The organism is Nocardioides sp. (assembly GCF_035481145.1).
Classification (GTDB): Bacteria; Actinomycetota; Actinomycetes; order Propionibacteriales; family Nocardioidaceae; genus Nocardioides.
In genome coordinates, this window is record NZ_DATIHB010000152.1 from 1 (window position 1) to 10,592 (window position 10,592).

Here is a 10,592-nt window from a genome sequence, read left to right on the forward strand (position 1 = left end):
GCGCAACGGCCAGCCGGACACCTACGAGGGCGAGCCGGTCGACGAGCTGACCGACCTGCCGGCGAGCTGAGCCGCGTCGCGGGGCCGCGTCACCCGCCTCAACGAGCGATCGCCGCAGCTGAGCCGCGGGTGACCCGGAGCAGGTCTGCCGGGGCGACCTCGAGGTCGACGCCACGCTTGCCACCCGAGACCAGGATCGTCCCGTGGTTCTCGGCCGAGGCATCGAACACGGTCGGGTGCGCACGCTTCTGGCCGACGGGCGAGATCCCGCCCACGACGTACCCGGTGGCACGCTCGGCCGCGGCAGGGTCGGCCATCGCCGCGCGCTTCCCGCCCACGGCCGCCGCGAGCGCCTTCAGGTCCAGCTGACGGTCGACCGGCACGACGCCGACGACGAGGCGGCCGTCGACCTCGGCGACCAAGGTCTTGAAGACCCGTGCCGGCTCCACGCCGAGGGCGGTGGCCGCCTCCAGGCCGTAGGAGGCCGCCGCTGGATCGTGCTCGTAGCCGCGGACCACGAAGGGCACGCCTGCCGCGCTCAGCGCCACCGTCGCCGGCGTACCGCCAGCTGTCTTCCTCGCCACCGTCGCGAGTCTAGGGAGGCCGGCCAGCGTCTACTGGCCGCAGCCTTGGCCCGACCGCTTGGCCCGGCGCGCCGCGGGCGTACGGCGGACCCGCCGCGGCGGCGCGCGGCGCGGCGTACAACCCGAAATGCCAGAAGGCCGGCCCGTGCGGGCCGGCCTTCTGCTGCTGGTGGAGGTAAGGGGACTCGAACCCCTGGCCTCCTCGATGCGAACGAGGCGCGCTACCAGCTGCGCCATACCCCCAGCCGCTTCACGCTTGCGCGTGCTGCGTGCGAAAAGATATCACCCGGCCACCGACCGCCAAAAATCGGGGTGGCGCCAGAAACGGCGTGGCTCAGGAGCTCTTGCGGATGCTGCGGGCGAGCGCGGAGAGCTTGGACTGACGCTCGGCCTCGTCGGCCTCGCGCGCGATCGCGGCGTCCTCCTCGGTGCGGCCCGACGTCGTCACACCGGGCGCCGAAAGGTCGATCGTGCGGACCGTGCGGCGGGCCGCAGGCTCCTTCGTGACGTACGTCGGAAGCGTGATCGGGACGGGGTTCCACAGGTCTTCGCGGACCGCCTCGATCGTGCTCGTGTCCGCGTCGGAGCCGACCTCGTCGAAGCCCTGGTCGTTGCGGTCCACGACCGTGTCCGCGGGGACGTCGCCGCTCTCCTGGTCAGCCGGGGAAGCAGTGACCGGGGAGTCGGGGCGACGCGGGATCCGGACGCGGGTCGGTGCCCACACGTCGGCCTTCGCCGCCTGCTCGGAGCGGACCATGAGGCGGCAGGTGACCAGCCACGCCACCAGCAGCGAGGCAGGCGCGGCCTGCCAGACCCAGCCGATCAGGCCGAACGCCGCGGCGACCGCGACGCCGACGTTGAGGAGCAGCAAGGTCCCGAGCACCCGGCGGCGGCGCTGCGCCGCGCGGCGCGCGGCTTCGCGACGGGCGCGGATCTGCGCGGCGGAAGGGCGGCGTACGCGCGGGGCCGGACCGGCGACCGGAGCGGCATCGGTCGCCACAGCCGGAGCCGTGGCGGGGGCGGGCGCCGCCTCCGTGACCGTGTCGGTACGGGAGAGGACGCGCAGCGCGGACGAGAAGCGCTCCACCGAGTGGCTCACCGCGCCCTCGTCCGCCGACTGGAGCGCCTTGGGCACGAGGTAGACGGCCCAGGCCACAGCCAGGGCCACGAAGATCAGGGAAGTGATGTCCACGCTCTGAGGTTAGGAGCGATAGCGCAGGTTGAGACGCAAGTCCATAGGTGTGTCGGGAAATCACTCCTGTGACGATTGGGTTTTGCTCGCCTCCAGCCGGGCGACCAGCCCGCCAGGGCACTCCTCCGCCGTGATCCCGAAGAGCACGTGGTCACGCCACGCGCCGTTGATGTGGAGGTACCGCGGGGCGTAGCCACAGCGCTCGAGGCCGAGCTTCTCGACGACCCGCAGCGAGTTGGTGTTCTCCGGACGGATCGCCACCTCGATCCGGTGCAGTCCCTCGACCCGGAAGCAGTGGTCGATCGCGAGGGCGACCGCGAGGGGGATCAGCCCGCGCCCGGCGTGCTCCTGCCCGATCCAGTAGCCGATCGAGGCGAAGTTCGCCGAGCCGCGGACGATGTTGTTGACCGTGACCTGGCCGGCGAAGCGACCGTCCACCTCGATCGCGAACGGCATCGCCTGACCCCTGCGGGCCATCCGCGTCAGCCGATGCGCGAGCGATCGGAACGAGGTCGGACGGGCCCCACCGCCGGGAGGCATCGTGGCCTCCCACGGTCGGAGCCAGTCTCCATTGCGCGACCGCAGCTCCGTCCACGCGGCCCGGTCGCCTGCTCGCAACGGCCGCAGGGTCAGCGGACCGTGGTGGAGGGTGACGGGCCAGGCCATCTCAGGGCTCCCGGGGGTGGTCGCTGCCGACGATCTGCTCGACCGCGTGGACGACGACGCCGTCGAGCGCGGCCAGGCCGTCCTTCACCCCGCCCTTGCTGCCCGGCAGGTTGACGACGAGGCAGGCGCCGGCGACACCGGCGAGTCCCCGCGAGAGCGCCGCCGTGGGGATCCCTGCCTGCAGGCCTCGGAGCCGGATCGCCTCGGCGAGTCCGGGTACCTCACGGTCGAGCAGGGGCCGGGTGACCTCCGGCGTACGGTCCGTCGGGGTGAGCCCCGTGCCGCCGGAGGTGAGGACGACGCGAGCGCCCGCGTCCACCGCCGCCCGGATCGCGGCGCCGACGGGCTCGCCGTCGGGCACGACGGCGATGGTGGGCTCGAAGCCCCAGTCACGCAGTCGCGCCGCGATCAGCGGACCGGTCTCGTCCTCGTAGACCCCGGCGGAGGCACGGTTGGAGGCGATCACGACACCGGCGGGCAGGCCGGTCATCGTGCCCAGTCCCCCGACTTGCCGCCGGTCTTGGTCTCGACGCGGATGTCGGTGATCACCGCGGCCTTGTCGACGGCCTTGACCATGTCCACGACGGTGAGCGCAGCCACCGAGACGGCGGTCAGCGCCTCCATCTCGACGCCGGTGCGGTCGGTGGTCTTCACCCGGGCGGAGATCTCGACGGCACCATCGCTCACCGCGAGGTCGACCTTCACGCCGGAGACCGCCAGCGGGTGGCAGAGCGGGATCAGGTCCGGGGTCTTCTTCGCGCCCATGATCCCGGCGATCCGGGCGACCGCGAGCGCGTCGCCCTTCGGCACGCCCTCGCCACGCAGCAGCGCCACCACCTCGGCGGAGACCAGCACGCGGCCGGAGGCGGTCGCGACGCGGGTGGTGACGTCCTTCTCCGAGACGTCGACCATGCGGGCAGCGCCCGACTCGTCGACGTGGGTCAGGCGGCCAGGCACCTCGGGCATCAGAACTCCTCGTCCAGCAGCAGTACCTGAACCGTATCGCCCGCCCGCACCTCCGTCGTCTCCTCCGGCACCACGATGAGCGCATTGGCCGCGGCCAGGTCACCGAGCAGGTGCGAGCCGTGGCCGCCGACCGGAGCGACCAGCCCCGCGTCGTACGCCGCACGGACGAACTGCCGCTTGCCGTACGCCGACCCGAACCCCTTGCTGCACCGCGCGGGCCGCAGTGGGTGGACGACGCGGTGGCGGCCCTGGAGGGTCCGCAGGGCCGGCAGCACGAAGAGCTGGAAGGAGAGGTACGCCGACACCGGGTTGCCGGGCAGCGTGAAGACCGGGACGCCGTCGACCGTGCCGAAACCTTGCGGCTTGCCCGGCTGCATCGCGACGTCGCCGAACCAGAGCCTCTCCTTCAGCGCGGCCTTGACCACGTCGAAGTCGCCCTGGCTCACGCCACCGCTGGTGACGATCAGGTCGGCGCGGGAGAGCTGGTCCTGCAACGTCTCCAGGAACGCGCCCGGCTCATCGGCGACCGAGCCGACCCGGTACGCCGACGCACCGGCCGCGCGGGCGGCGGAGGCGAGCAGCGTGGAGTTGGCGTCGTGGATCTGCCCCGGGCCGAGCGGCTGCCCCGGCTCGCGCAGCTCGCTGCCGGTCGAGACGATGACGACGCGGGGACGCGGACGGACCGAGACCCGGCCCTCGCCCGCCCCCGCGAGCAGGCCGAGGTGGCGCGGCCCCAGCACGGTGCCGGCGCTGACCAGGAGGTCGCCGGCGTCGACGTCCTCGCCGCTGCGGCGGATGTTCTGGCCGACGACGGGTGCCTGCTCGATGAGCACCTCGTGGGCGCCACGGTCGGTCCACTCGTAGGGGACCACCGCGGTCGCGCCGGGAGGCACCGGGGCGCCCGTCATGATCTTGACGGCCGTGCCGGGCGCGAGCTCGTCGATCGCCGCGGCACCGGCGCCGATGCCCCCGACCACGGGCAGGTGCACGGGAGACTCCGCGGTCGCGCCGACGACATCGCGCTGGTGGACGGCGTAGCCGTCCATCGCGGAGTTGTCGAAGGCCGGCAGGGGCAGGGTCGAGACGACGTCAGCCGCGACGACGAGGCCGAGCGCCTCACTGAGCGGCACGATGGCAGCCGGGAGCGGCGCGACCGCTCCGAGGATGCGGGCGAGGTGGTCATCGACCGGCGTGGTCGACCTGCCGTGTGCAGACATCATCAGTCTCCGGCGAGGACGGTGCCGGCAGGCACCCGTTGGGCGGCGGACTTCTTCTCCAGCACGACCGTGCCCGAGATCTCGACGCCGCGCTCGAAGGTCCAGTCGCCCTCCACGGTGAGGCTGCGGGCCGCACGGAGCGACGGCGCACCGTCAGGGAACCGCTGGTCGAAGCCGTCGACGAGCTTGTAGACGGCGCTGTCGAGTGCCACGAACGGCACCGTCTCGGCCGCCTGGTCGAGCGCATAGTCCGCACGGAGCTCATAGACGTCGGAACGGAGCACAAGCAGGTCGTCGGTGGTCTTCACCGGCACGAAGCGGTCACGGCCGACCTCGATCGTGGTCGCGCCCTCGAAGACCTCGATCGCCGCACCCATCGCGCTCTCCGCCTGGATCACCCGCGGCGAGGTCGGGTCGGCAGGGTCGACGGTCTTCTCGTTGCGGATCAGCGGCAGCCCCAGAACTCCGTCGCGGTCAGTCAACACCGCCTTCATCGCAGCCAGGTCGAACCAGAGGTTGTTGGTCGAGGTGAAGCGGTGCCGGTCCAGGTCGGCGAGCGCGTCCTTGTCCTCGTCCAGCGTCTGGGCGGACTCGCGCAGGATGATCCGCCCGTCGGCCTTGCGGCGCGCGAAGTGGCCGCCCTTGCGGTCGCTCGGGGTCCGGCGTACGGCCTCGATGGCGAAGGGCGCCCCCGACTGGGCGAACCAGCCGGCGACCCGGGCGTCGGGCACCGCACCGAGGTTGTCGGAGTTGGAGACGAAGACATGGCGGTAGCCGGCCTGGATCAAGTCGTCGAGGATGGTGGAACCGGACTTGGTGGGCCTGAGGAGCGCGGTGTAGATGTCGCCGTGGCCGGGCGGACACCACTCGAGCGAGGGGTCCTCCTCCCACGTGACCGGCTCCAGCGAGTCGACGAGGAGCTTGGGCTCCTTGTTCTGGAGGAACTCCAGCGGCAGCCCGTCGACGGGCAGGTCGACGTAGCGCGCCAGCGCGTCCATCGTGTCCGCGCTCGTGCGGAAGCTGTTCATGAAGAGCAGCGGCAGCGGCGCGTCGTACTGCTGGCGGAGGTGGAGCACCTGGCGGGCGATGACGTCGAGGAAGCTGAGGCCCTTGCGCACGCAGAGCAGGGACTTGGCGCGGTCCATGCCCATCGAGGTGCCGAGGCCGCCGTTGAGCTTGATCACCGCGGTGTGGCGGATCGCCTCGGCCGCGACCTCGTCGGTGACGGCGACGTCGGCCAGTGCGTCCATGTCGTGCGGCTCGATGGTCTCCTCGGGGATCATCCCCGTCGCCCCCTCCTCCAGCTGGTGGAAGTAGTGGGTGAAGACCTCGATGGCGACCGGGTCCACCCCGGCCCTTGCCATCTTGTCGCGGGCAGCGGCGAGCGCGTCGGTTGCCATGCCCGGCATCGTAGGCCGGGGTGTGCCACCCGAATCCACTCGACCGTAGGCTGACCGGCATGTCCGAGCCCGCCGTCACGCTCGCGAAGAGCGCCCTGCGTGACCAACTTCTCGCCGCACGACGCTCGCTCGACGTCGCCACGCTCGGGGCCGGCGCCCGCGATCTGGCTGCGGTCGTGCTCGCCCTTCCCGAGGTACGCCGGGCGGCCACCGTCGCGGCGTACGTCTCGGTCGGCTCCGAGCCGGGCACGGGGGCCCTGCTCACCGCGCTGCTCGCTGCGGGAAAGCGCGTGCTGCTGCCCGTGCTGCTCCCCGACAACGACCTCGACTGGGCCGTGCTGCGCAGCGAGGACGACCTCGTGCCGGCCCGCCGCGGCCTGCTGGAGCCCTCCGGACCGCGGGTGGGACCGGAGGGGATCGCCACCGCCGAGGTGCTGCTGGTGCCCGGGCTCGCGGCCGGTGCCGACGGTGTGCGCATGGGCAAGGGCGGCGGGTCCTACGACCGCGCCCTCAACCGCGCCGCACCCGACGCCTTCGTCTGCGTGCTCCTGCACGACGGCGAGCTGCTGGGGTCCGTGCCGGCCGAGCCGCACGACGTACCCGTGCATGCGGCGGCGACGCCGTCAGGCCTCACGCGCTTCTGACTGGGTGACCACAAGTCCCTTCTCGCGTGGTCACAAGCCCCACTTCGGCGCCGAGGTGGGGCTTGTGGCGCGCCGAGGTGGGGCTTGTGGTCAGGAGGCGCTGGAGCTGGCGCTGCTCGAGGAGCTCGATGAGGAACTGCTGTTCGACGAGGAGCCGGAGCGCGAGTCGGTGCGGTAGAAGCCGGAACCCTTGAAGACGACGCCTGCGGCGCTGAAGACCTTGCGGAGCCTGCCCTCGCACTCGGGGCAGACCGTCAGCGCATCGTCGCTGAAGCTCTGGAACTGCTCGAAGGCGTGGTCACACGCGGTGCAGGCGTACTGGTAGGTCGGCATCGGGTGCTCCTCTCGTGTCCTCGACAGCGCCGACCGGGACCCGGCGGCACGCCAGTGGCTGGCACTCCGGCCAGCCGACTGCCAGTGTACGCAACCGCGCCACCCCACGCGGAAATGGCGCGAGGCCCGCCTCCAGGGGAGACGGGCCTCGCGGCAGGAGAGCGGCGATCAGGCGCGGTTGGCCAGCGAGTCGCGGATCTCGGTGAGGAGCTCGACCTCGGACGGGCCGGCGGCCTCGGCCGGGAAGTAGCGCTCCTTGGCCTTGGTGTAGGGCACCACGACGAAGAAGTAGACGACGGCGGCCAGGATCACGAACGCAACGAGGGCGTTGATGAAGAGCCCGATGTTGACGCCACCGGCGGTGAGCTTGCTGAAGTCGGGCTGGTCGCCGAGCTTGCCGATCAGGCTCATGATCAGGTTGGTGAACTCGGTGACGACCGCGGCGAACGCCGTGGCCATGATGAACGCGACGGCGAGCTCGATCAGGTTGCCGCGCAGCAGGAAGTTCTTGAAACCGGACATCTGGTCTCCTTCAGGTGAAGTAGGCGCCACCCTGCTCCGAGGGCAGGGCGATCTCGCAACGCACCCTAGCCACCCAGGGCGATGGTCAGAAGCCACCGCGCCGCATGTCCGGAGACCAGTGCTCCCTGATCCGGGGTGACCTCCAGCACGACCAGCCGGCCCTGACGACCGTCTCGGCCCACGGGCGCCGGGAGTGCCAGGACGAGCACCGAGTCCAGGAGACGGGTGCCGTGGGGATCGACCGCGGCCGGGTCGGCGGCGAAGAGGTCGACCCGGTCACCGACGCGGAGCATCGCCACGACGTCGGCGTCGGGGATCCGCACCGGGAGCGCGACCGAGCCGGGCCTCCCCTCGAGGAGCGACGGACCGACGAACCGCGCGTCGGTCAGCACCTCCCCCGGACCGACAGGTGCTGCCAGCGTGCGACCCACCGGCGCCTCGGCCACCTGGTCCGGGACCGCAGCAGCAGGCAACGCCTCTCTGGCGACGTCGCCCGACCCGACCACACTGCCCGCCGGAAGGGAGCGCACCGCGACGAGCACCGCGGTGGTCGGCTCGGGTGGCGGCGCGAGCGCGCGCAGGGTCGCCAGCACCGCCACCGCGGCACAGACCGCACTCAGCAGCCGGCGCCGCACCAGCAGCGCCCGCCGCACCTCACGTGCCGCGGCACCGAGCCGACGGCGTACACCCGAGACGTCCATGGCCCGACGCTAGAGCCCGTACGCCGACTGGTGCCGGCGCTCTCCACAGGCACCCTGCGCGGGGTCAGCCGTGGTGGGGCGGCACCTGCCGCTTGAGCCACTCCTCGGAGGTGCCACCGGTGCCCTCGTCGTCACGGTCGTCGCTCGTGCTGTCGGGCACCACGTCGCCGAAGATCGCGGCGAGGCGCGCCTTGCGCTTCCACGCCGGCTCGGTCTCGACCGCCTGCTCCGGCTCGGGCTGCTGCTCGTCGCTCACGCGCAGAGCCCGTTCTCCTCGGCGATCTCCTCGGCGGACTTCGTCGGCTCGCTGGGCTCGGTGCTCGGGCTGCTGCTCGCGCTGCTGCTCGCGCTCTCCGAGGACGACGCCGACGGGGACGGCTCGTCGCTGGGGTCCTCGCCGGCCGTGACCGCCTCCGACGACAGCTTCTTCGACAGCGGGAGGTCCTTGCGGATCTTGCGCCACAGGACGTTGGCCTCGTCGGTCTTCCAGGCCAGCCGGTTGGGGTCGGGCTCGTAGGACTCGAACGGCACGGTGATGAACTTGATGTTGGACATGTCGATGCCCTTGAACTGCATGCCCAGGTCGGCCATCTTGCGGATGTCCTTGAGGCCGGAGTCGACCGTGAGCGACTTCGTCGCGGCGCGGAGGAAGCCGATCAGGCGGTCGGGGCGGGCCAGCACCCCTGCGCTCATCACCCGGTCGACCATCGAGGCGATGAAGACCTGCTGGCGCTTCATCCGGCCGATGTCGCCGTTGGACGAGATGCCGCTGCGGACACGCACGTAGTCGAGCGCCTCCTTGCCCTTCACCACGCGCCGCCCGGCGTCGAGGTGGATGTTGCCGTGGGTGTCGTTGACCTCCTCCGGCACGCAGATCTCGACGCCGTCCACGGCGTTGACCATGCCCCGGAAGCCGTTGAAGTCGACCACGACGAAGTGGTCGACGCGGATGCCGGTCAGCTTCTCGACCTGCTGGAGCGTGCAGGTGGGGCCACCAAGGGCGAAGGCGACGTTCCACATGGCGAACTCGCCGGGGATCGTCTCGCCGTCCGCCTTCTTGCAGTCGGGACGCTGGACCATCGCGTCACGCGGCAGGCTGACGCCGTACGCGTGCTTCCGGTCGGCGGAGAGGTGGAGCAGGATCGTGGTGTCGGACCGCTGGCCGCCCCCGGTCAGGCCGTCGATGTTGTTGCGGCCGTCGCGCGAGTCGGAGCCCATCACGAGAACGTTGAGCGGCTCGCGCGGGCCCTCGACCTCCTCCTTCACCGGGCGGTCGGTGAGGAAGCCGGTGCCGAGGACGTCGACGTTCGCCGTGAGGGAGCGGACGGTGTAGGAGACGAAGAGCATCATGCCGACGGTCAGCGTGAGCAGCCCGTAGCCGAGGGTCCGGAGCACGTGGTGGTGACGCGGTGCCGCGGCGCGGTGCCGCGCAGCGGCGCTGTGCTGGCTCAACGGACTACTTTCTCGACTCGGTCAGGGCGCGCGACCCCTTCCCCCGAGTGAAGGACGACACGTCCCTGCATTGTGACGTGCGCAGCGCGATCGGACAAAAGCATCCGCTCCCCACCCTCACCGCACCCCCGTGCAAGGATGTACGCCGTCGTGGCGCGGTCGCGCCGCGACAACCCCGCCCTAGTAGCTCAGGGGATAGAGCACCGCTCTCCTAAAGCGGGTGTCGCAGGTTCGAATCCTGCCTGGGGCGCCACGCACGAGGCTGCCGCGGCGAGTGCCGCGCCCCGCCTGCGCGCGGGATCGGAAGCCCTCATGGCCCTGCGGCGAAGCTCGGCGGCGATCAGCCCCACCGCGCACTACACCGGCTACGTCTGGGCCCGCCACGGCCTCGGCCCGAGGGCCCTGGCGACCCGCACCGGCGCGGTCCTCTACACCTCCCTGCGTCCGGCAATGGCTGCCGCCGCGCGTGCGGGCGGCCCGACCCTCGAGGGGCTCCTCATCGCCCGCCACCGCGCGATGGACACGCTCCTCTCCGAGGCGATCGAGAGCGGCCGCGTCGGCCAGGTGGTCGAGATCGCGGCGGGCCTCTCCCCGCGCGGGCTGAGCTACGCGACGTCGTACGCCGGACGGCTGACGTACGTCGAGGCCGACCTGCCGGCGATGGCGCGGCAGAAGCGCGAGGCGCTCGCCGCCCTCGGCACCCCGCTGCCCGCCGGTCACCGAATCGTCGAGATCGACGCGCTCGCTGCCGACGGACCGCTCTCGCTGGGCGCCCTCCTCGACCAACTCGATCCGTCGGTGGGCACCGCGGTCATCACGGAGGGACTGCTCAACTACCTGCCGGCAGAGGCGGTGACCGACCTGTGGGCGCGGCTCGCGGCAGGTCTGCGTCGCTTCCCCACCGGGCTCTACCTC

The 10,592-nt window shown here is 71.9% G+C and carries 14 protein-coding genes and 2 tRNA genes; 3 read left to right on the plus strand and 13 right to left on the minus strand.

Annotated elements, in window-relative coordinates:
- Window positions 1-98 precede the first annotated feature (98 nt).
- From ybaK to VLF38_RS12860, 8 genes are all read right to left on the minus strand, one after another.
- Window positions 99-584, minus strand: a complete 486-nt coding sequence (gene ybaK / locus VLF38_RS12825; protein ID WP_325271636.1) for a Cys-tRNA(Pro) deacylase — start codon at window positions 582-584, stop codon at window positions 99-101.
- Between the two features lie 167 nt (window positions 585-751).
- Window positions 752-827 (minus strand) — tRNA-Ala (locus tag VLF38_RS12830).
- Window positions 828-918: 91 nt separating this feature from the next.
- The gene (locus VLF38_RS12835) at window positions 919-1,776 is read right to left on the minus strand and encodes a hypothetical protein (RefSeq protein ID WP_325271637.1); all 858 of its coding nucleotides are present in this window, start codon (window positions 1,774-1,776) and stop codon (window positions 919-921) included.
- 60 nt (window positions 1,777-1,836) lie between these two features.
- Window positions 1,837-2,442: a GNAT family protein gene (locus VLF38_RS12840; RefSeq protein ID WP_325271638.1), complete on the minus strand. Its 606-nt coding sequence runs from the start codon at window positions 2,440-2,442 to the stop codon at window positions 1,837-1,839.
- A 1-nt stretch (window position 2,443) separates the two neighbouring features.
- Complete coding sequence (locus VLF38_RS12845; RefSeq protein WP_325271639.1) at window positions 2,444-2,932, minus strand: MogA/MoaB family molybdenum cofactor biosynthesis protein; 489 nt, start codon at window positions 2,930-2,932, stop codon at window positions 2,444-2,446.
- Window positions 2,929-3,408, minus strand: coding sequence for a cyclic pyranopterin monophosphate synthase MoaC (gene moaC, locus VLF38_RS12850; RefSeq protein WP_325271640.1), 480 nt, complete (start codon window positions 3,406-3,408; stop codon window positions 2,929-2,931). The genes VLF38_RS12845 and moaC overlap by 4 nt, the downstream gene beginning before the upstream one ends.
- Window positions 3,408-4,628 (minus strand): gephyrin-like molybdotransferase Glp, encoded by a 1,221-nt coding sequence (glp, locus tag VLF38_RS12855; RefSeq protein WP_325271641.1) that lies wholly within the window; start codon window positions 4,626-4,628, stop codon window positions 3,408-3,410. The genes moaC and glp overlap by 1 nt, the downstream gene beginning before the upstream one ends.
- Window positions 4,628-6,025 carry a UTP--glucose-1-phosphate uridylyltransferase gene (locus VLF38_RS12860; RefSeq protein WP_325271642.1) on the minus strand — a complete coding sequence of 466 codons (1,398 nt, stop codon included), beginning with the start codon at window positions 6,023-6,025 and terminating at the stop codon, window positions 4,628-4,630. Before VLF38_RS12860 ends, glp begins: the two co-directional genes overlap by 1 nt.
- Window positions 6,026-6,084: 59 nt before the next feature.
- Here VLF38_RS12860 and VLF38_RS12865 point away from each other — a divergent pair, with 59 nt between their 5' ends.
- A complete protein-coding gene (locus tag VLF38_RS12865) occupies window positions 6,085-6,669 on the plus strand; it encodes a 5-formyltetrahydrofolate cyclo-ligase (RefSeq protein WP_325271643.1) in 585 nt (194 codons plus the stop codon).
- Between the two features lie 90 nt (window positions 6,670-6,759).
- Here VLF38_RS12865 and VLF38_RS12870 read toward each other — a convergent pair whose 3' ends face one another.
- From VLF38_RS12870 to VLF38_RS12890, 5 genes are all read right to left on the minus strand, one after another.
- Window positions 6,760-7,002 (minus strand): FmdB family zinc ribbon protein, encoded by a 243-nt coding sequence (locus VLF38_RS12870; RefSeq protein WP_325271644.1) that lies wholly within the window; start codon window positions 7,000-7,002, stop codon window positions 6,760-6,762.
- A gap of 168 nt (window positions 7,003-7,170) precedes the next feature.
- Window positions 7,171-7,524 (minus strand): MscL family protein, encoded by a 354-nt coding sequence (locus VLF38_RS12875; RefSeq protein ID WP_325271645.1) that lies wholly within the window; start codon window positions 7,522-7,524, stop codon window positions 7,171-7,173.
- A 65-nt stretch (window positions 7,525-7,589) separates the two neighbouring features.
- The gene (locus tag VLF38_RS12880) at window positions 7,590-8,225 is read right to left on the minus strand and encodes an SAF domain-containing protein (protein ID WP_325271646.1); all 636 of its coding nucleotides are present in this window, start codon (window positions 8,223-8,225) and stop codon (window positions 7,590-7,592) included.
- Between the two features lie 64 nt (window positions 8,226-8,289).
- A complete protein-coding gene (locus VLF38_RS12885; RefSeq protein WP_325271647.1) occupies window positions 8,290-8,481 on the minus strand; it encodes a hypothetical protein in 192 nt (63 codons plus the stop codon).
- Window positions 8,478-9,677 carry an LCP family protein gene (locus tag VLF38_RS12890; protein ID WP_325271648.1) on the minus strand — a complete coding sequence of 400 codons (1,200 nt, stop codon included), beginning with the start codon at window positions 9,675-9,677 and terminating at the stop codon, window positions 8,478-8,480. The genes VLF38_RS12885 and VLF38_RS12890 overlap by 4 nt, the downstream gene beginning before the upstream one ends.
- Before the next feature lie 177 nt (window positions 9,678-9,854).
- Here VLF38_RS12890 and VLF38_RS12895 point away from each other — a divergent pair.
- Window positions 9,855-9,930, plus strand: a tRNA-Arg gene (locus VLF38_RS12895).
- A gap of 59 nt (window positions 9,931-9,989) precedes the next feature.
- The coding region (locus tag VLF38_RS12900) for a class I SAM-dependent methyltransferase (RefSeq protein ID WP_325271649.1) at window positions 9,990-10,592 on the plus strand (603 nt) is incomplete at its 3' end.